Source organism: Paucimonas lemoignei, assembly GCF_004342585.1.
Taxonomy (GTDB): domain Bacteria; phylum Pseudomonadota; class Gammaproteobacteria; order Burkholderiales; family Burkholderiaceae_D; genus Paucimonas; species Paucimonas lemoignei.
Map to the genome: position 1 here is coordinate 136868 of NZ_SLZQ01000004.1, position 20211 is coordinate 157078.

Below are 20211 nucleotides of genomic sequence, written 5' to 3' on the forward strand. Positions count from 1 at the left end.
ACTTCACTCTCGTTTTGACGCGTATTACTCGATGATTTTAGCGACGACGCCGGCGCCGACGGTACGGCCACCTTCACGGATAGCGAAGCGCAGGCCTTCTTCCATCGCGATCGGGTTGATCAGTTGCACAGTGATCGAGACGTTATCGCCAGGCATCACCATTTCCTTGTCCTTCGGCAGCTCGATCGAACCAGTCACGTCCGTGGTACGGAAGTAGAACTGCGGACGATAGTTATTGAAGAACGGGGTGTGACGACCACCTTCGTCTTTCGACAGAACATAGATCTCGCCGGTGAAGTGCTTGTGCGGCTTGATCGAACCCGGCTTGGCCAGCACTTGGCCGCGCTCGACTTCTTCACGCTTGGTACCGCGCAGCAGCACGCCAACGTTGTCGCCAGCTTGACCTTGGTCCAGCAGCTTGCGGAACATTTCCACGCCAGTGCAGGTGGTCTTGACGGTATCACGGATACCAACGATTTCGATTTCTTCGCCGACCTTGATGATGCCGCGCTCAACACGACCAGTCACCACGGTACCGCGACCGGAGATCGAGAACACGTCTTCCACCGGCATCAGGAAGGTGCCGTCGATGGCACGTTCCGGCGTCGGAATGTAGCTGTCCAGGGCTTCAGCCAGCTTCAGGATGGCGCCTTCACCCAGGTCGCCCTTGTCGCCTTCCAGCGCCAGCTTAGCCGAACCGCGGATGATCGGCAGATCGTCGCCCGGGAATTCGTACTTGGAAAGCAGCTCGCGCACTTCCATTTCAACCAGTTCCAGCAGTTCTGCGTCGTCGACCATGTCGCACTTGTTCAGGAACACGATGATGTACGGCACACCAACCTGGCGAGCCAGCAGGATGTGTTCGCGGGTTTGCGGCATCGGGCCGTCAGCGGCCGAGCACACCAGGATCGCGCCGTCCATCTGCGCTGCACCGGTAATCATGTTCTTGACGTAGTCAGCGTGGCCCGGGCAGTCAACGTGGGCGTAGTGACGGTTCTGGGTTTCGTATTCAACGTGCGCGGTGTTGATGGTGATGCCGCGTGCCTTTTCTTCAGGAGCAGCGTCGATCTCATCGTACTTCTTGGCTTCGCCGCCAAACTTCGCCGACAGCACGGTCGCGATTGCCGCGGTCAGGGTGGTCTTGCCATGGTCAACGTGACCAATGGTGCCAACGTTCACGTGCGGTTTCGTCCGCTCAAACTTGCCTTTTGCCATCTTAGACTCCTAACGATTGGATGAGTATGTTCAGGCACGTGCCCGACCGTCTTGCTGAAACAACTGATTGGCAGACCAGTCACCCGCGCTTACTGCGCCGGCACCCCGGTCCACCAATCTTATCTGGTGCCCTTGACGTGGATTGAACACGTGGCCTCTCCCTTACCAAGGGAGTGCTCTACCACTGAGCTACAAGGGCTTATTTTTGTCGCTCGCCACCCGCAGGCGCGCTCGACTCAAACTTGGAGCGGGTGAAGGGAATCGAACCCTCGTCTTAAGCTTGGAAGGCTTCAGCTCTACCATTGAGCTACACCCGCGAGGACTGCAATCTGGTACTTCAAACGCTCTATCTATTCTCTGCGCGGTCATCAGACCTGGTGGAGGGGGCTGGATTCGAACCAGCGTACTCATAAGAGGGCAGATTTACAGTCTGCTGCCTTTAACCACTCGGCCACCCCTCCGCAGGGAACCCCAAACTATAGATATCGCTCGCGGTTTTGTCAACGGGCATTCATGATTTATACCGATTTTTTTGCAAAATCGGGTGGACAGGCCACTTTCTAGCTGTGTCAGGAACAACGATGGCAGAGGAAATCTTATGCCTTCTTCACCATTTTGTCTTTGACCAGCGGCATGCCAAGTCGATTTACTTGCCTTCTTCCTATGCTTTAGAAACGGGTCTCGCGTGCCGCCCGCAGGAAATCGTCGAGAATCGGAGTGCAGTCGAGCAGCCCGGGAGTGCCGGCCCGATGGAATTCGGGATGCCACTGGAGTCCCATGACGAACCGCGCCTTGCGATAACGGATCGCTTCGACGATATTGTCGCCACCAGATACAGCTTCGACGGCCAGGTCACGGCCAAGCTCGCGGACGGCCTGATGATGAATGGAGTTCACTAGCGGCTCGGGCGTGCCGGAGAAGAGCGATCCCAGGGTAGAGCCCTGCGGAAATCTGAGCGCGTGATAATGGCTATCGTATGCTTCGTCGACGTGGGCAATCGCGGTGGGCACGTCGGTCGCGATATCCTGGTACAAGGTGCCGCCGAAGGCGACGTTGATGAGCTGGCAACCGCGGCAAATCCCTAGAACGGGCTTGCCCGCTTCGATGAATTCATGCAGCAGTTCCAGTTCATACATGTCGCGCGCACGGTCGCCCATCCATTCCGGACGGGTCGCGGCTTGGCTATAGGTTTGCGGCGAGACGTCCGCCCCACCCTGCAGCACAAGCCCGTCCAGATGCTTGGCATAGTCGCGCAACCGGATATTACTGGAGTGCAGCATCCCGGTATTGTTCACCGTCGGGATCATAAAAACGAGGACATCACGCGACATGACCCAGTGCGCAATGGACTCTTCCAGGTACTGCAGCGTTTTGCCGCGCAATCCCTTGGCGCCGGCTTCGGGATGAAAAATCCGGGCCGAGACACCGATTCGCAAGGTTCGGCGCATCAAGCGGCTGCCGATTTGATTCGATACACCTTTTATCCGGCCAGCCATGATTTTCCATGCGAGCGACCAGGGTGCCTCATCCTGCTTGAGATATGCAGGGGTACTGGCCTTTTCTATTTCGATGGGCTGTGCGGTATGTGTGCGCTCACCTGTTTCAGCAGGCGGCGCAATTGCCGGCGTAGTTTGGTCTTTCTGGTTTGACATCGCAGAGGGTTTAAATAAAGAAAGATGTAGACCGCTAACGATACCAAAATATCCGCTCAGCATCGAAGACAGATAAAATTGGCGAGATTCAGTCATGCATTTTTGTCTATATGATTACCATTTACCATAATCCCCGCTGTTCCAAGTCACGTGAAGCGCTGACTATTGTTGAAGAATTCGCCCATGCCAGGAAGGAACCCCTGAACGTTGTCGATTACCAAAAAACTCCGCTCAATCTGGATCAGCTTCGCCAACTGCAGCGCCAGCTCGATGTTGCAGCCTCTGACATGATCCGCACGAATGAGGAAGAATACGCGGCATTGAACCTGGCAATGGCAGACGATGACGGCTTGCTCAATGCATTGGCCAAACACCCGCGTCTGTTGCAAAGGCCTGTCGTGGCGTATCGGGATCGGGCAGTGATCGCCCGGCCACCGGAACAATTACCCGCCTGGCTGGAGTCCCGTTAACCATCAAGTGCGACAGCAGCGTGCCCGGCCATGGGCCAGCCTGAGCGCTTGGCCGGCGTGCCTGTCACCGGCCGTGCTTGCGCAGGATTTGGCCATGTAATTCAGCCAACGGCGACAGGCGCGGATTGCCGGGTTCAAGCTGGCGCGCTTTGTCGATCAACAGGCGGCAGCGTTCGCTCAGGTTGCCATCCCATCCCAGGTTTTCCAGGTATTTCAGAATCGCCACGGCGGCATTGAATACGACTTGCGGATTGTCCGGCAGTTTCTGTACCGCCGTTAACATTTGTTCGACGGCGCCCTTGTAATCGCCCTGGCGCGCCTTGTCGGCGCCTGAAGTGACCAGTTCGACAACCTGCTTGCGGCTTTCGCGCGAGGTTTGTTCCGCCAGGTCGGTGCGGCCATGTTTTTCAAAAATGCTCACGGCCTTGGCCATGGCGGCGCCATCAGCGGCATTGTTCATCACATCGAGCATGACTTCGCTGGCGCCCTGCTCCAGGTTATTGGCAAGGCAGCTGCTGGCCAACAGCATTTTCATTTCCGCCGACATGCCGATCGGTTCGCGGCAAGCCGCCACTGCCGTCGCCAATTCTTCGACCGCACGCGTCTTGTCGCCCAGCGACTCATGCACCAGCGCGGCTGAGATTGCCCGGCACGCCGGCATTTTCTCATTGCCCTGCAAGGATTTCTGCAAGTCGCGGATGACCGAGGAGGCTTGCTGGGCATCGCCCTTGGTAACCAGCGTTTTGACGAGTTTTACGTGATCTTCCGGATCGCGGAATTCCGAGTATTTTGCCTTGGTGACGACTTGCTGGAACGAGCGCTCGGCGACCTTGACATCGCCCGCCGCCAGCGCCACCTCTCCCAGCCTGCGCAAGCGCCGCAGCGCGTGAGGCGAAATTGCTACCGCGCCCTCCAGCACGGCCTTGGCCCGTTCGATCTGGCCGACCCGCTCATGGGTTTTGGCCAGCCAGTCGTACGCATCCATGTACTTGTTGTTTTCCTCCACCAAGCCTGCGAGGATTTCCTCTGCCTCCTCAAGGCGGTCTTGATGAAATAGCGCCTTGCCCAAGCCGAGGCGCGCCCAGGCGACAGTTCGCATTTCGATCAGCTGACGATAGAGTTGCTCGGCCTGTTGCGACTCGCCCAGCGTGATATGCAGCTCGGCCCGCAAGCGCATGAAATCAACGGCCAGGCGCGGATGCGCGGCTTCGCCGGCAAGGCATGCCTGGACGGCGTCTTGCAGACGGCTATGTGCGATCAATTCATGTACCGGCTGAAAAATGGCGAGCTTTTCAAGCGCGCGCACGATCCGCTCGAGCAGCATGTCAGCGGTAAACGGCTTGAGGATATAGTCGGTCGGTCCCAGCTCGGCGGCACTGACCACTTTTTCATAGGCCCGCTCGGCGGTGACGATGAAATAGATGGCCCACAGGCTGATGATCCGGTTATGCCGCAAATCTTCGAGCAGCTGCTGACCATCCTGCCCTTGGCCCAAGTCGTACTCGCAAATGATGATGTCGAATGATTTGTTCTGTAGCTGCCGGATCGCCGTACTGGCGCTGACGGCATGCTCAATCTTGGTAATGCGGCACAAGTTCAGCATATTGTGCAGATTGGCACGCATCCCCGAACTCGGGTCGATAATCAATGCGGTGAGTTTGCTGAAGTCTTTCATCCGTTACGCATGCCAGAGAAGTGATGCGGGTTATACGACCAGAATGTTACTGCTGGCACAAGTATATTACGGAGAAGTTGCCAAACACGAGGTGACTGTTGCTTTAAAGTATTAATCAGTCGTGGCCGTTGAATAAATGACGACCATGCCAAGGCGACGTCCAAGTCGAGCTTGGCGAGGACCAGACCGGCTTACAACAGCTTGGCAAGCACGAGAACCAGCAGATAGCAAAGCAGCGACGATCCGAATGGCAGGCAGACGATTTGCCCGAACAAGCGGAAGCGGATATCGCCCGGCACGCGGCCAACCCCGAGCTTTTCCAGCCAGGGAATCAGGACCGAAAAAATCATCAGCGTGAGGAAAATCACGCCCAGCCAGCGGATCATGTCAACACTCCTGTACGGCGCTTACAGCCGGTAACTGCGATCATTGCGGGCGAATTTGCCGGGTAATTGCACATGCGTGCCGACGACCATCACCTTGAAGAGTTCGCCCATTTCGGCCGGCGACGTCAGCTTTTGCAAGGCGTTGGCTTGCGGGAGATAGCGTAACTGGTCGGATGGCGACGTGCGCAGCAGCAGGTCGCCGATGCCGGCATCGAGCAGAAACGCCGCCTGGCTGGTGTAGCCGAGCAAATCCAGGCCGCCTTCGATCGCCGTGCGCGCCATCGCGGTGAAATCGACGTGGGCGGTAATGTCTTGCAGGCCGGGATAGTAGAACGGATCATCGTGGGCGTGATGGCGGTAATGGCACATCAGGGTGCCCTGGGCGCGCTGGCCTAGATAGTATTCCGCCGCCGGAAAGCCATAGTCGATCAGGATCGCCGCGCCGCCATAGCCATTCTGGTCGTAGCCGGCAGTCAGCATGCCCGCCAGCGAGCGCATGAAGGCAACTGAAACCGGATGCACTTCGGTGACGTAACCGACCGGTAAGGCGTCGGCATCGGGGATTTGCGCAACAAGGGATGGCGGGCACGGGTGGTCGCGATAGACAAAGCGCTTGTCGGCCAGGCCGATGCCACGCTCCTTCCAGCCTTGCGGCGTTTTCACCACCAGGTTGACCGGCATGGCGTCGAGCACTTCATTGCCCAGAACGACGCCGGAAAACGCCGCTGGAAAATGATCGAGCCACGTCACCTGCGGAAAGCCGCGCAGGGTATGTTGTTGCCGTTCGCGCAACTCGCCCGAGAGTTCGACGATGGCATAGCGGTGGACCGTCACGCCCAAGGCAGCCAATTCGGTCAGCACGTCGCGGGCGAGCTTGCCGGTGCCGGCGCCGAATTCGATGATCTGCGGGGCGCTTTGCGCCATCAGCTCGGCGGCCACATGGGCCAGGGATTCACCAAAAAGCGGCGTGATTTCCGGCGCGGTTGTAAAATCCCCGTCTTTGCCCAATTTTGCCGCTCCGCCACTGTAGTAGCCCAGGCCCGGCGCATACAATGCCAACTCCATGAAGCGGGAAAAAGGAATCCAGCCGGAATTGTGGCGGATATCGTTGGCGATCAGGGTGTGCAGGTTGCGGGAAGCATACAAGGCATCCGCAGAAGGTTCGGGCAGGTTCAATTGCATGGCGCTATTGTAGTAAAAACGGTAAATCCCTAGGGAAAATTTCAACGCGGGTGGCAATCGCTCAAGGCAGTTTGGCTTGTCGTTTAAGAATTAATTGCCACTAATCATGTCTATGACAGCAAATCAACAAAAAGTTGCATTGGTGACAGGCGGTGCGAGACGCATCGGACGCGCCATTGCGCTGGGCTTGGCGACAAAAGGCTGGGATGTGGTGGTGCATTATGGCCAATCCGGCAACGACGCTGTCGAGGTGGTGCGCGAGATTGAAGCGCTGGGACGGCGTGCCATCGCGCTGCAATGCGACTTGGCCGATGAAGCGGCGGTCAAGGAATTGCTGCCGCGCGCAGCCTGCGAACTCGGACGCGTGCGCTGTGTAGTCAACAATGCGTCGCTGTTCGAGTATGACGACGCCGCCAGCTTCCGCTATGCGCAACTGGATGCGCATATGCATGCCAATCTGGCAGCTCCCGTGATGCTGGCGCGCTGCCTGCACGAGGCCACGCCCGCCGGCGAACAAGCGGTGGTAGTGAATCTGCTGGACCAGAAGTTGTATAACCTGAACCCGGATTTTTTATCGTATACCCTGTCCAAGGCTGGCTTGCAGACGGCGACTACCGTGCTGGCGCAGGCGCTGGCGCCAAAGGTGCGCGTGGTCGGTGTCGCGCCGGGCATCAGCCTGGTGTCGGGCGAGCAGACCGAGGAAGGCTTCGCCAAGGCGCATCGACTCACGCCGCTGGGCAAGTCGAGCACGCCGCATGATATCGCCGCGGCGGTATGCTTTGTCGCGGAGGCGCCGGCCATCACCGGCACCACGCTGGTCGTCGATGGCGGCCAACACCTGATTCCCTTGCAACGCGATGTGATGTTCATCGCTCAATAATTTATCGAGATTATGCTTGCCTCTCTCTTTCACCCGGAACTCGCCGATTGTCGCCGCCTGTTCCTGCGCAATTACGAAGTCCAGATCAATATCGGCGTGCACGATTTCGAAAAGAAAGGCGAGCAGCGCGTGCTGGTCAACGTCGATCTCTTCATTCCGCTAGCCGTGTCGACACCGAAAACCGACCAGCTCGAGGAAGTGGTCGACTACGATTTCATGCGTGCCACCATCGCCCGCCGTATGGCCGAAGGCCATATCCATTTGCAGGAAACGCTGTGCGACGATGTGGCGCGGGCGATGCTGGCGCATCCGAAGGTACGGGCCGTGCGCGTCTCGACCGAGAAGCCGGATGTCTATCCGGATTGCGATTCGGTCGGCGTGGAAGTGTTTCATGTGAAGGAAGCGTAAGAAATGGATGCCGTCACTACTGCCGTGTCGCCGCAAGCTGCGGATGTCAAGAAGGCGGAAAAAGTCGCCTACGAAAACAACAAGCTGCACAAGCGCCTGTGCCGCCTGGTCGGACAGGCCATCGGCGACTTCAACATGATCGAGGATGGCGACAAGGTCATGGTGTGCCTCTCCGGCGGCAAGGATAGCTATGCCCTGCTGGATATCTTGATGACGCTGCGCGAGCGCGCGCCGATCCAGTTCGATATCGTTGCCGTCAACCTCGACCAGAAGCAGCCGAATTTTCCGGCGCATGTGCTGCCTGAATACCTGACGAAACTGGGCATTCCCTTCCATATCGAAAACCAGGATACCTATAGCATCGTCAAGCGCGTCATCCCCGAAGGGAAGACCACCTGCTCGCTTTGCTCGCGCCTGCGCCGCGGCATCCTGTATCGCGTGGCCGATGAACTGGGCGCGACCAAGATCGCGCTGGGCCACCATCGCGACGATATTCTCGAAACCTTTTTCCTGAATATGTTCTTTGGCGCCAAGCTCAAAGGCATGCCGGCCAAGCTGCAGTCGGACGATGGCAAGCATATCGTCATCCGCCCGCTCGCTTATGTAAAGGAAAGCGATACCGAGCGCTATGCCGAGGTCAAGCAATTCCCCATCATTCCGTGCGACTTGTGCGGCAGCCAGGAAAACCTGCAAAGGAAGCAAATCAAGGCCTTGATGCGCGAGTGGGAAAAGAAGTATCCGGGGCGCGTGGAGAATATTTTCTCTGCCCTCTCCACGGTCGCGCCTTCCCATCTGATGGATAGAGATTTATTCGATTTTGCCGGGCTGACTGCCACCGGTGAAGCCGATCCTAACGGCGATATCGCGTTTGATGAAGAGCCTTGCGCGACGCCGGCGGACTCTTCGGTGATCCGCCTGCAACTGGATGACTGATTTAACGTCTCCGGTTTGACAAGCCGCAGGCAGACCGGGTTTGCCTGCGTGCTAAAATTTGCACTGATAACAAGATTCGGCGCCATCATTTCCGGCGCAAAGACATTATCTTTGGCCTAAGCAGTGTCGCTTGCTGCCTTGGGCGCTAACCATCAATTTTTTCGATCCCATCACTTTCTATATGAACGTCGTCATCCTCGCTGCCGGCATGGGCAAACGCATGCAATCGGCGCTGCCGAAAGTCCTTCATCCGCTGGCGGGCAAACCGCTGCTGGCGCATGTGATCGATACCGCGCGCACCTTGTCGCCCACCCGCCTGTGCGTGGTCTACGGCCACGGCGGCGATGCCGTGCCGGTCGCGCTCAAGGCGGAAGACACGCTGTTTGCCAAGCAGGAGCCGCAACTGGGCACCGGGCACGCGGTGATGCAGGCGATTCCGCAATTGGATGAATCGGTGCCGACGCTGGTGCTGTATGGCGACGTGCCGCTGACTACCGCCGATACCTTAAAGCGCCTGCTGGATAGCGCCGGCAATGACAAGCTGGCAATCCTGACGGTGGAACTGGAAGACGCCACCGGTTACGGCCGCATCGTGCGCGAAGGCGGCGAGATCGTGAAAATCGTCGAGCAAAAGGATGCCAACGAAGCGCAGCGCGCCATCCGCGAAGTCAACAGCGGCATCCTGGTGGCGCCGACCGCGGCCCTGAAGCGCTGGCTGGGCACGCTGTCGAACGACAATGCGCAGGGCGAATACTATCTGACCGATATCGTCGCGCGCGCCGTGGCGGAAGGCATGCCGGTGCGCTCGGCGCAACCGGCGGCAGTCTGGGAAACCCTGGGCGTCAACAGCAAGGTGCAACTGGCCGAGTTGGAGCGCATCCATCAGCGCACGATCGCCGACAAGCTGCTGGAACAAGGCGTGACGCTGGCCGACCCGGCGCGCCTGGACGTGCGCGGCACGCTGACTTGCGGACGCGACGTGACGATCGATGTGAATTGCATTTTCGAAGGCAAGGTGACGATCGAGGAAGGCGCTTCCATTGGCGCGCATTGCGTGATCAAGAATGCCACCATCGCCAAGGGCGCGCAGATCAAGCCGTTCTGCCATATCGAGGATGCGCTGGTTGGGCCGGCCTCGCAGATCGGCCCGTATGCGCGCCTGCGCCCGGGCACCGAGCTGGGCGAGGATGTCCATGTCGGCAATTTCGTCGAAGTGAAGAATAGCCAGATCGCCGCGCACAGCAAGGCCAATCACCTGGCTTATGTGGGCGACGCCACGGTCGGTTCGCGCGTCAATATCGGCGCCGGCACCATTACCTGCAATTACGATGGCGCCAACAAGTTCCGCACCGTGATCGAGGATGACGCCTTCATCGGCAGCGATACGCAGCTGGTGGCGCCGGTCACCGTCGGCAAGGGTGCGACGCTGGGCGCCGGCACTACGCTGACCAAGAATGCCCCCGCCGGCCAGCTGACCGTCTCGCGTGCCAAGCAAATCACGATCGAAGGCTGGCAGCGGCCGGTCAAGGCAAAAAAATAAGCCGTCGACCTTTTTGGATTAGACGGCTTGTTTAGCTGCCCTCCCCTTTGCCGGGAGGGCTTTTTTTATGTCGTGACGAATTCGCGCGCCAATCTCATGGCAATCGGTTCTAGCCGATGGCGCCGCCAGCGACATACATGATCTGCCCGGTGATGTAAGACGCTTCGGGCGCCGCAAAGAAACAGATTGCTGCGGCAATTTCTTCCATCTTGCCGAGCCGGTTCATCGGCGTATCGCGCATGCTCTGCACGTAGATGCCCTTCATCCATTCCTGCTCCTGCTCGGAGAGCACCTTGGGATTGCGCGGCACGATGCGCTGGCCATTATCGATGGCACCGGGCGAGACGCAATTGACGCGCACGCCGGATTCGCCCAGCTCCATCGCCATGGCCACGGTCGCCGCATGAACGCCGCCTTTGGCAGCCGCGTACGGCACCCGGTAAATGCCGCGGGTGGCGATCGAGCCGACGTTGACGATCGCGCCGGACTTTTGCGCCTGCATGACCGGGATCACTTCGCGGCAGCACCAGAGCGTCGGCCACAGCGAGCGTGATATTTCCTTTTGCATCTCATCTTCCGAATATTCCCAGAAGGGCTTGGCCCAGATCGTGCCGCCGACGTTGTGTACCGAGACGTCGATCCTGCCATATTGCTTCAGCGCCGCTTGCACCATCTGGCGTGCGCCCGCGCTGGTTTCCAGGTCCACGCCGAGCGCAATTGCCTCGCCGCCACCATTTTTGATCTCTTCCAGGACGCTGTTGCAGGGCTCGATCGCCCGGTCTACCAGCACGACGCGCGCGCCCTCGGCGGCAAGGCGCAATGCGGTGGCCTTGCCTATGCCTTGCGCGGCGCCCGTCACAATGGCGACTTGTTCTGCAAATCGTTTATCAGTCATTTCTCATTCCAATCATGAACTGCCAACCGTGCGCCTGACGCCGCGTGATTTCCCGGATAGGGAAGGCGCAGCGTCCGGCGACGGCGGTCGAGATGATTACGTTAATGCGCTGCCGCCAATGTGCCGCTGCGATTGGCTGCAACTGTCTTGATGATGGCAAGGCCGGCTGCGGCGATTGCCAGTGGCAGCACCAGCGTCATGTAGAAGCCCGAAGGGCCGCCCTGCTCCAGCACCCAGCCGCCGCTGGCCGAACCCAGGATGGCGCCCACCCGGCCCAGCGCGATGGCCCAGCCGGTAGCGGTGGCGCGCAATGCCGTGGGATAGGCTTCGGCCACCATGTAGTTCAGCACGATTTGCTGGCCGCCGATGCCGAGGCCGGCTGCGCCTGCCAGAATGAAGACCCAGGTCCAATTGGTGCCGCTATTGGCCAAGCCGACGCTCACGAGCATGCCTAAGATGAACAGCGCCAGCAAAAGCATGCGGGTATTCATTTTCGGCAGAATGGTCGCCAGCGGGATGGCGCACACGACAAACACCGCGTTGACGGCGACAGTACCCATCGGTGCCGAGGTGGCGGGCAGGCCGCTGGCCTTGAGCACGGTCGGCAGCCAGGACAGGAACATGAACCATGCCACCCAGTTGAACAGGTAGATCGTCCAGATGGCAATGGTGTTGCGCGCCAGGCCATCGGCAAACAGCGAGGTAACGCTGGTTTTCACTTCCAGTTCCGGCACGGTATAGCTGGCATGCGCCATTAGCGGCCTGCGCACGATCTTGCCGATAATGCGGTCGATCTTCGCCGTGTTGTCCTTGTCCTTGCGGCCGGCCATGTAGTACAGCGATTCGGGCAGCGCGAACGCCAGGATCACCAGCAGCGCAAGCGGCACCAAACCGCCGACCGCGAAAATGCCTTGCCAGCCGATCACCGGCAGCATTTTCGCCGCCAGCAGGCCACCGAGAATGGCGCCGGCCGGCAAGCCGAGCAAGACGGTCGTCATGATGGTGCCGCGCTTGTTGGAAGGGCCATATTCAGCCGCCAGCGACAGCACCACCGGCGTAGCGCCGCCCATGCCCAGTCCGGCGAGGAAGCGCAAGACAAAGATTTGTTCGGTCGTGGTGGCGAACGCGGTCGCCAGCGAGGCGCCGCCGAACAGCGCCACGGCACCCAGGATGGCGGGGCGGCGGCCGATCTTGTCACCGACTAGGCCCAGCGACATGGCGCCCAGCACCATGCCAATCGTTCCTGCGGTCATGACAGGCGCCAGCGCGCCCGGCCCCAGATTAAATGCCTGGATCAGCGCCGGGCCGGTAAACGCCACGGCTTGTGTATCGAAGCCATCGAAGATGGCCACCAGGAAGCACAGAATAAAAACGCGCCACTGAAACGAGGTCAATGGCGCATCGTTAATCAACTCGGGAATCGAATACTTGGTATTCATGTCTACTCCAACCTTGATTGAATAATCGTTTGTGAATTGTTTGCTGGCGCTAACTGCCAGCAAGGTGCCGAATCGTGGTGAGACAGGGCGGGACGCCCGGCGCATCGGCAGGCGTTCTTTTTGTTATGAGTGGGATTCCCGTCCCACACTCACGCCGGCAGGACGGGGAATGCCAGATCAAGCGTCGATGCGTTCAATACGGCTTAAGTGCTTCGACTCTTTTTCATCATGGGCGACTTGCAGCACAAAGTCGAAAGGAATACGGGTAAACGGCCCCTCGATGCCAAGCGATTCATACCCTTTTGCCGATTCCACTTTTTCGAGCGACACCACCAGCCCATCGCGGGTGGCAAAGGCGAAGTCATCGTCGATATAGGTATCACCCGGGATATTGACCTGCGTGGTCAGGGTGCGCATGCCTGGCGCCGACACCAGGAAGTGAATGTGCGCCGGACGGTGGCCATGGCGGCCGAGCGCGGCAAACAGTTCGGCAACCGGACCGGTCGGCGGGATCGCATAGCCCGGCGGAATCACACTGCGGAAGCGGTAGCGACCCTGTTCATCGGTGATGATATTGCGGCGCAGGTTGTACGGCTTCTGGCTTGGGTCGAAGTGCGAGTACATGCCGTGTTCATTGGCATGCCAGGCATCCAGCGAGGCATTGGCCAGCGGCTTGCCATCGATGCCGCGCACCACGCCTTCCATCACATAGGTTTCGCCCTGCATGGTGCCATCGTCCAGGCGCGCTTCATATTTGCTGCTGGGCGCGCCCGGCACATACAGCGGCCCCTCGATGGCGCGCGGCGTGCCGCCTTCAAGGCCGGCCTTCTTGTCGGCTTCGTCCTGCAGGATATCGAGCAGGCGGTCAAAGCCCAGGCCGGCGGTAATCAAGCCGATCTGGCCGGAAGCGCCCAGGCGGCTCAGCCATTGCGTCGCCGCCCAGAATTCATCCGGCGTGACCTTCAGTTCGTCAATCGTCTTGAACAGGTCGGATATGATGCGCTGGCTCAGCGCACGCACCCGTTCATTGCCGGGCGCAACCCTGGCGGTATTGACGCGGTTGAGCAACTCTTCGCGCGTAAATTCGTTTTTCATTTCAGTCTCCTGTTACTTGCTTCAAATGGATGGATGCGGCCGGCTTCTTGATCGCAGACCGCCAGTGCGCGCTGCATTAGCAATCACGCCGGTAGTACGCCAGCTTGTCTTCATCGAGCGTCAAGCCAAGGCCCGGCAGCACCGGCACTGGCAATTCGAAATTGCGGATGGTGGGCCGCTCGACCACCACGTCATCTTTCACCAGCAAGGGGCCGAACAACTCCGTGCCCCATTCCAGCTTCCGGCAAGCGGCAAAGGCATGCGCCGAAGCGATGCTGCCGATGGCGCCTTCCAGCAAGGTGCCGCCATAGCACCCGATACCAGCGGCATCGGCAACCGTGGCCGTGCGCAGCACGCCCAGCGGGCCGCCGGACTTGCCGATTTTCAGCGCAATGATGTCGGCCGCCTGGTCCGCGGCATAATCGAATGCCTCATCGGCATCTTGCACGCCTTCGTCGGCCATGATCGGAATGTCGAAGCGACTTGTCAGCCGCGCCATCGCACGGCGGTTGTCGCGCGCGACCGGCTGCTCGATCAACATCACGCCGGCATCGACCAGTTGCGGGATGAATACCGCCGCCGTCGCCTCGCTCCAGGCCTGATTGACATCGACCGTCAGTTGCGCGCGGTCGCCGAGCGCTGCCTTGATGGCCGCCACATGAGCCACATCCGCCCTGGGATCGCGCTTGCCGATCTTGAGCTTGAAGACATTGTGGCGGCGCATCTCCAGCATTTCTTCGGCTTCGGCAATATCGCGCCCACTGTCGCCGCTGGCCAGCGTCCACAGTACCGGCAGACTCGTGCGGACGGCGCCGCCAAGCAAGGCGTGCACCGGCACGCCGAGGCGCTTGCCCTGCGCATCCAGCAAGGCGGTTTCCAGGGCCGACTTGGCCAAGGCATTGCCCTGTACCGACTTGGCAACCCGCGCCATGACCGCATTGACACTATCGACAGGCATGCCGATGATCAGCGGCGCGATATAGCGATCCAGCGCCAGCTTGGTCGATTCCGGGCTTTGCTCGCCATAGGCCAGGCCGCCGATGGTAGTGGCCTCACCGACGCCTTCGATGCCGTCGCTGCAACGCAACCGCAGTATCACCAGAGTCTGGTTGAGCATGGTGGCCATTGCCAATTGGTGAGCACGAATCGTCGGCAAATCGACGATGATGGCGTCCAACGACACGATGGTTACCTGATTGTTTTTCAATTCCATTGAGTCATCCGTAAAACGAATATCTGATAGCGATTGAATGCATACTAGTTGTGTCGAATATGTTCGTCTAATATCATTTCCGTACCGAGCCATACCCAGGAGGTATAGATGGAATTGCGCCACCTGCGCTACTTTGAAGCATTGGGACGGACGCTGAATTTCACCCGTGCCGCTGAGCAATTACATATCGCGCAACCGCCGCTGTCTCGTCAAATTCGCCAGTTGGAAGAAGAGTTGGGCGCCGAACTGATTGACCGCGAAGCGCGCCCGCTGGCATTGACGAAGGCGGGCACTTTTTTTCTAGAGCAATGCACGCAATTGCTTGCAAGGGTGAAGGAAGTGCAGGAAGCCACGCGCCGCATCAGCCAGGGTCAGCGCCGCTGGCTGGGAATCGGCTTTGTGCCCTCTGCCCTGTATGGCTTTCTGCCGGAGCTGATTCGCAGTTATGGCGAGCAAAGCAAAGGGGTGGAAATCGTACTGTCGGAGATGACATCGGTGCAGCAAGCCACGGCGCTAAAGTCGGGACGCATCGATATCGGCTTTGGCCGGCTGCCGCTGGAAGACCCGGAAATCATTTGCGAAACCATTGCCGAGGAAGCGCTGGTCGCGGCCCTGCCATTAAAGCATCCATTGTTGAAGTCACCGCGCCTGACATTGGCAGCGCTGGCGAAGGAGCCGTTTATTCTGTATCCGGTGCGCCCGCGACCGAGTTATGCCGACCAGGTGCTGCAGCAATTTCGCATCCATGGCTTGACGCTGTCGTCCATCATCGATGCCAATGAAATGCAGACTGCCATAGGCCTGGTCGCAGCAGGCGTTGGCGTCACGCTGGTTCCCAGCTCGGTGCAGCGGTTGCGCCGCGACGATATCGTGTATCGGCCCTTAAGCGACAGCTCCATCATGTCGCCCATCATCATGAACCGGCGTGCTGGGAATGACTCGCCGGACCTCATTCGGTTTTGCGAACTCGTGAAAATCCACGCCAAGGGCACGCCGCCAACACCGCGGCCACGGCGCAGGCGCTCAGCATAATTTACCTGACGTCCGCATTGGCGGATGACGTTACCGTAGCGAGAAATCGACTCTGCTAGGGCCAGGCTCCTTGGCCGATTTTGCCTCCTGCGTGGCAGTCTTGGTCGCCAGGATAAATACGCGCTCGCCGGGCACCTGGCCATTTTTCAGCAGCCAGTCCTTGACCGCCTGGGCGCGGCGATTGCCCAGCGCAGTCAGGTCGTCTTCATCGATCGGCGTATTGGCCATCATGAGTTTTTCCATTTCCGCCGCCGGCAGATCTTTTTGCAAGCCGATCATATTGCGCGGCTTGGGGAATTTCTCGCCCTTGTAAACTTTGGCCAGCAGGGCTGGATACTCTTCCGGCTTGACTTCCACGCCGCCTTCGGGAACCGGCTGGCCTCGATCCGCCAGGTTTTTCTGCTTGAGCGCCCGCACCTTGCGCAAGATGGCAGCTCGCTTCATGCCTTCGATTTCAGCTTCGGTGCCGGTATGGGCCGTGATTTCCAGCTTCAGCGCGGGACGCTCGGTGAGCGCCTTGGCAAGCGCCTTGAGCTTGTCGTCGCCTTCTGCCGCAATGGTGGCGCGCCCAGGAGTGAACTCCAGGTAAGACAATTCCTCCCCGCCGCCGAACAGCGAACCGAGCAGGGTGAAAGGCGCCGTGACCGCCTTGGTGATGGTATTGACGATGACTTTGACAATGATGGCGCCGATGGAAAACTGCGGCTCATCCAGCGACCCTTCGATCGGCAGATTGAGATCGATGACGCCATTGCGGTCACGCAGCAAGGCTACCGCCAGGTGCACCGGCAGGCTTGCCGCACCGGCATTGTCGATCTTGTCGCCGAATGTAAGCTGGTCAAGAATCAAGCGGTTGTTTGCCGTGAGCTTGCGCTTGTCGATCCGGTAAGCCACGTCGAACGACAGCTTGCCCTTTTCGATGCCGTAACCGACATAGCGGCCCGAATAGGGCGACAGCGGCGCCAATTCCATGTCGCGCACCTTGGCTTGCAGATCCATGGTCAGGTCGCCCTTCAACGGATTGATATTGCCGGCGACCGTAAGAGGTGCGCTATTGACCTGGCCGCGCAGGTTGACCGTGGCGCGGCTTTCCGGATTCGACGACAAGCCGGTCACAACGCCGCCCAGCCCCATCAGATTCGCAGTGTAGTTGGGTTTGATGAAATTGTCGGTGAAGCGCACGCGGCCGCCCTGCAGCGTCAGCTTGCCGATCTTCACTGGCGTTACCGGCTGCGCGCGCGTAGTGGCATTGCCGGCCTTCGCACCGGACATTTCCGGTACGGCCGACGATGCGGCTTTGGCTTTGGCCGTGCCTGCATCTGGAGACGCTGCCGATGCTGCCGTCTGCCCTGCTTGCGGACCGGCACTGCGCGCATTCGCTTCCGTCAGGCTGCGGCGATCCTCGGCATGGCTGCGCACAATATCCTGCAAATTGATGCGGCCGCTCGGATCGATGATGATACGGGCGAAGAAGTCACTCAGCGCGACTTGCTCCACCGTCAGCGCGAGAGGCTGCAGGTTGACATCAACGCCGCCGAAATACAGCGACTTCCAGCGCAGGAAATCGCTGCCGCTCTGTTTGTCTACCGTGGCGACATTGGCCAGCGTCACCTCGCCTTTGAAACCGCCGGCCAACTCACCATTCTTTTGCTGATCCAGCTGCAATTTTCCCTTGCCGCTCAAGCCGGCGCGACTCAGCTGCAAGTTGATGCGATCGGTGACATAAGGCTGCACCGGCAACAGGTCGACTTCGTGCATATCCAGCGTGAGATCGGCGTGCAACGGAAAAATCCCGAGCGTGCCATCCAGCGCCAGCTGTCCATTGCGGTTCGCCGTTGCCTTCAGGGCGATGCGGCTGCGCGCAGATGGCGCGGTGGATAGATCGGTCATGTTCAGGCTGATGGATCCCAGCTTGCTTGACGCCGGCTGCGCCTGGCTGCGATCTTCCAGCAGCGCTTCCCAGTTTTCGATGCCAATGCGGCCAACGCTCATCGTATAGCCTGCAGGCGTATTGGCGTCGGAGGATAAGCCGGCCTTTGCATCGACCTTCACTGCGGCGGGCACCACAGCCGTATTTGCATTTGCCACAGCAGGAATGGCAGCAGGAGCGGAAGCCGAAGCTTGCCGCTTGTCGTGCCGAACCTGGATATGGGCGCTCTTCGATACGACTTCCCCGATCTCCACCTTTCGCGCCCCCGTATCTACCGCAAGCTTGCGCAGCGTGGCATTGAATTTTTCAACGCCGGCAGACAAGGGGCCTGCCGGCCTCCGGTCGGTATAGCGCATGGCGAGATCAAGGATATCGAATTCGCCGAGCCTGAAAATTGTCGCAGCATCTTGCGGTTTGGCTGGAGCCGGAGTGCTCGCTGCGGCATTCACTGCCGGCGCCGATTTCGGCTTGCCTTCCATGGCTGCAGGCGAATCTTGCGTGGCCGGCGTCGCCGCAGGCGCAAGCGCAAACAGGCGCTGCAAATCGATGCGGCCGTCTTCCAGGCGCGATGCCTCGACTTCCATCCCTTTGATGGCCACCTTTGCCACGTCAATCTGCTTGCTTAATATGGATGTCCGGTCCAGCGTGACCCTCAACTCAGGCAAAGCCAGAAAGGTCTTGCCGGATTTGGGGTCGGTCATTTGCAATGACTTGAGCTGCACATCGCCCGACAGCGTCAGCGACGGCACCTGGCCGTGCGGTTGCCGGAAACTTGCTGCGAGACGCGTATCGAGCCGGGCGCTGGCCAGCTTGAAGGCCGGCTTGAACGGCAGGTACTCGACAAAGCGCGTGAGATCCAGGCCATCCAGTTTCAGTTCCAGCACGGCTTCGCGGTCGGCGGCAAATGGCTTGGCCTTACCCTTGAATAGCAGCGGCGTGCCGTTCACCTTGGCGCTCAGGAGCGGCTCGACAACGATATCAACCTGGGACGGCAGGGAAGAAATGAAAGGCACGCCGATATCCAGGGATTCGACGGCATGGCGGGCGCCAGCCGGCTGGTCTTCAAAATCGATGCGGCCACCGGCAATCTCCAGATTATTGAGTGAGAATCGCGCCGGCTTCTGTTCTTCGGCGGCGGATTTCTCATCCTTCTTCAGCAGGTCATCGATGTTGTAGTGGTGCGCGTCGGTGCGCACCAGATGCACATAAGGCTTGTCGAGCCGCGCGGACTGTACGACCGGCGCCAGCCGCCACAGCGATTCTGCCGACAGGTTAACCGTCAATGTTTCAAAGCTTGCAAACACGGCGTCGCTCTGCGGCTCGCGCATGCTGAAATCGTGGATCGTCAGCGCGAGCGCAAAGGGGCGCACTTCCACCTTGCTGATGCTGGCGGTGCGATGCAGCTTTTCGGGAATGATCTTCTCGACCTGCGATTGAATAATACGCGGCAGGACGACATAACCGAATGCCCCATATAACAGAATGGCAGCCAGCAGGCCTGCGAATGAGCGGATGAAAAGCGGGCGTCTGACGAAAGCGGCAAGGCGCGTGGATGGTGAAGCGGATGATACGGTCATGATTGAGTGATGCGAGGATGCGGTGCAATTGACATATACACGCGAAGAAGAGACGCGCCGATTCTAGCACTTAGCCAGCATCGGCTCGAATAAAATCAAATCCCTTGTTTAAACCGCAATGCGCGTTTCGAATTTGCTGCGGTGGATGGAAAAGAAACTGCGGACATTGCGCACGTTGGCATGCGAGGCAAACAAGCGATGCGCCAACGCGTGATAAGCCGGCATGTCGGCGACCTGCACTACCAATACAAAGTCAGGTCCCGGCGAGACGCGATAGCACTGCATGACCGCCGGTTCGCGCGCCGTCAGCGCCTCGAATTCATCCATGCGCTCGGCAGCCTGGTGATCCAGTGTAATTTCGACAATCGCCGTCAGGCCGGCGCCCACCTTGTCGGCAGCCAGCAGCGCCACCTGGCGCTCGATGATGCCGGCGTCGACCAGGCGCTTGACGCGGCGCAGGCAAGTCGGCGGCGAGGCATGCACCAGTTCCGCCAATTCATTGTTGGTGCGCGAGGCGTCTTCCTGCAGAGCATTCAGGATGCGTCGGTCCAGGTCATCCAGTAGCAAATCATCCACAAGGCGCTCACAGAATAGAAATTTAATTAAACTAATAATGATTAATTGAAATTATATTGCATATGCGATTGCTCGAGAAATATAAATCCACTTTATTCAAAATTTCGCAAACT

At 59.2% G+C, this 20211-nt stretch carries 17 protein-coding genes and 3 tRNA genes; 6 read left to right on the top strand and 14 right to left on the bottom strand.

Annotation, left to right across the window (positions count from 1 at the left end; translation table 11 throughout):
- Positions 1-24 precede the first annotated feature (24 nt).
- The 5 genes from tuf to EDC30_RS07980 all read right to left on the bottom strand — a co-directional run bounded on the left by tuf (position 25) and on the right by EDC30_RS07980 (position 2867).
- A complete protein-coding gene (gene tuf, locus EDC30_RS07960; RefSeq protein ID WP_132258287.1) occupies positions 25-1215 on the bottom strand; it encodes an elongation factor Tu in 1191 nt (396 codons plus the stop codon).
- A gap of 124 nt (positions 1216-1339) precedes the next feature.
- Positions 1340-1414: transfer RNA gene (locus tag EDC30_RS07965), tRNA-Thr, on the bottom strand.
- A gap of 44 nt (positions 1415-1458) precedes the next feature.
- A tRNA-Gly gene (locus EDC30_RS07970) sits at positions 1459-1532 on the bottom strand.
- A 58-nt stretch (positions 1533-1590) separates the two neighbouring features.
- Positions 1591-1676, bottom strand: a tRNA-Tyr gene (locus tag EDC30_RS07975).
- A gap of 207 nt (positions 1677-1883) precedes the next feature.
- Positions 1884-2867: a gamma-glutamyl-gamma-aminobutyrate hydrolase family protein gene (locus EDC30_RS07980; protein ID WP_132258299.1), complete on the bottom strand. Its 984-nt coding sequence runs from the start codon at positions 2865-2867 to the stop codon at positions 1884-1886.
- 110 nt (positions 2868-2977) lie between these two features.
- Here EDC30_RS07980 and arsC point away from each other — a divergent pair, with 110 nt between their 5' ends.
- The gene (gene arsC, locus EDC30_RS07985; protein ID WP_132258300.1) at positions 2978-3337 is read left to right on the top strand and encodes an arsenate reductase (glutaredoxin); all 360 of its coding nucleotides are present in this window, start codon (positions 2978-2980) and stop codon (positions 3335-3337) included.
- A gap of 64 nt (positions 3338-3401) precedes the next feature.
- On the opposite strand, the gene EDC30_RS07990 is transcribed toward arsC, so the two are convergent.
- The 3 genes from EDC30_RS07990 to EDC30_RS08000 form a co-directional block, all read right to left on the bottom strand.
- The gene (locus tag EDC30_RS07990; protein WP_132258301.1) at positions 3402-5012 is read right to left on the bottom strand and encodes a tetratricopeptide repeat-containing response regulator; all 1611 of its coding nucleotides are present in this window, start codon (positions 5010-5012) and stop codon (positions 3402-3404) included.
- A 191-nt stretch (positions 5013-5203) separates the two neighbouring features.
- Entirely contained in the window at positions 5204-5398 is a 195-nt protein-coding gene (locus EDC30_RS07995) for a DUF2905 family protein (protein WP_132258302.1), read from the bottom strand.
- Positions 5399-5419: 21 nt separating this feature from the next.
- Entirely contained in the window at positions 5420-6580 is a 1161-nt protein-coding gene (locus EDC30_RS08000) for a class I SAM-dependent methyltransferase (protein ID WP_207907246.1), read from the bottom strand.
- 106 nt (positions 6581-6686) lie between these two features.
- Between EDC30_RS08000 and EDC30_RS08005 the strand changes: the two genes are divergently transcribed.
- The 4 genes from EDC30_RS08005 (at position 6687) to glmU (ending at position 10341) form a co-directional block, all read left to right on the top strand.
- A complete protein-coding gene (locus tag EDC30_RS08005) occupies positions 6687-7460 on the top strand; it encodes an SDR family oxidoreductase (protein WP_424446906.1) in 774 nt (257 codons plus the stop codon).
- A gap of 12 nt (positions 7461-7472) precedes the next feature.
- Positions 7473-7868, top strand: a complete 396-nt coding sequence (locus tag EDC30_RS08010) for a dihydroneopterin aldolase (RefSeq protein WP_132258303.1) — start codon at positions 7473-7475, stop codon at positions 7866-7868.
- A 3-nt stretch (positions 7869-7871) separates the two neighbouring features.
- Positions 7872-8801, top strand: a complete 930-nt coding sequence (gene ttcA / locus EDC30_RS08015) for a tRNA 2-thiocytidine(32) synthetase TtcA (protein ID WP_132258304.1) — start codon at positions 7872-7874, stop codon at positions 8799-8801.
- Between the two features lie 181 nt (positions 8802-8982).
- Positions 8983-10341, top strand: coding sequence for a bifunctional UDP-N-acetylglucosamine diphosphorylase/glucosamine-1-phosphate N-acetyltransferase GlmU (gene glmU, locus EDC30_RS08020; RefSeq protein ID WP_132258305.1), 1359 nt, complete (start codon positions 8983-8985; stop codon positions 10339-10341).
- A 109-nt stretch (positions 10342-10450) separates the two neighbouring features.
- On the opposite strand, the gene EDC30_RS08025 is transcribed toward glmU, so the two are convergent.
- The 4 genes from EDC30_RS08025 to EDC30_RS08040 all read right to left on the bottom strand — a co-directional run bounded on the left by EDC30_RS08025 (position 10451) and on the right by EDC30_RS08040 (position 14983).
- Positions 10451-11236: a 1,6-dihydroxycyclohexa-2,4-diene-1-carboxylate dehydrogenase gene (locus tag EDC30_RS08025; protein WP_132258306.1), complete on the bottom strand. Its 786-nt coding sequence runs from the start codon at positions 11234-11236 to the stop codon at positions 10451-10453.
- A 101-nt stretch (positions 11237-11337) separates the two neighbouring features.
- Positions 11338-12675 (bottom strand): MFS transporter, encoded by a 1338-nt coding sequence (locus tag EDC30_RS08030; RefSeq protein WP_132258307.1) that lies wholly within the window; start codon positions 12673-12675, stop codon positions 11338-11340.
- A 177-nt stretch (positions 12676-12852) separates the two neighbouring features.
- Positions 12853-13770 carry a dioxygenase family protein gene (locus EDC30_RS08035; RefSeq protein WP_132258308.1) on the bottom strand — a complete coding sequence of 306 codons (918 nt, stop codon included), beginning with the start codon at positions 13768-13770 and terminating at the stop codon, positions 12853-12855.
- Positions 13771-13846: 76 nt separating this feature from the next.
- Positions 13847-14983, bottom strand: coding sequence for a muconate/chloromuconate family cycloisomerase (locus tag EDC30_RS08040; protein WP_132258309.1), 1137 nt, complete (start codon positions 14981-14983; stop codon positions 13847-13849).
- A gap of 108 nt (positions 14984-15091) precedes the next feature.
- On the opposite strand from EDC30_RS08040, the gene EDC30_RS08045 reads away from it, so the two are divergent.
- Positions 15092-16015 carry a LysR family transcriptional regulator gene (locus EDC30_RS08045; RefSeq protein WP_132258310.1) on the top strand — a complete coding sequence of 308 codons (924 nt, stop codon included), beginning with the start codon at positions 15092-15094 and terminating at the stop codon, positions 16013-16015.
- A 30-nt stretch (positions 16016-16045) separates the two neighbouring features.
- Here EDC30_RS08045 and EDC30_RS08050 read toward each other — a convergent pair whose 3' ends face one another.
- Both EDC30_RS08050 and EDC30_RS08055 read right to left on the bottom strand, forming a co-directional pair.
- Positions 16046-19522, bottom strand: a complete 3477-nt coding sequence (locus EDC30_RS08050; protein WP_132258311.1) for a DUF748 domain-containing protein — start codon at positions 19520-19522, stop codon at positions 16046-16048.
- Positions 19523-19630: 108 nt separating this feature from the next.
- Positions 19631-20098 carry an Lrp/AsnC family transcriptional regulator gene (locus EDC30_RS08055; RefSeq protein ID WP_132258312.1) on the bottom strand — a complete coding sequence of 156 codons (468 nt, stop codon included), beginning with the start codon at positions 20096-20098 and terminating at the stop codon, positions 19631-19633.
- Positions 20099-20211: the final 113 nt, after the last annotated feature.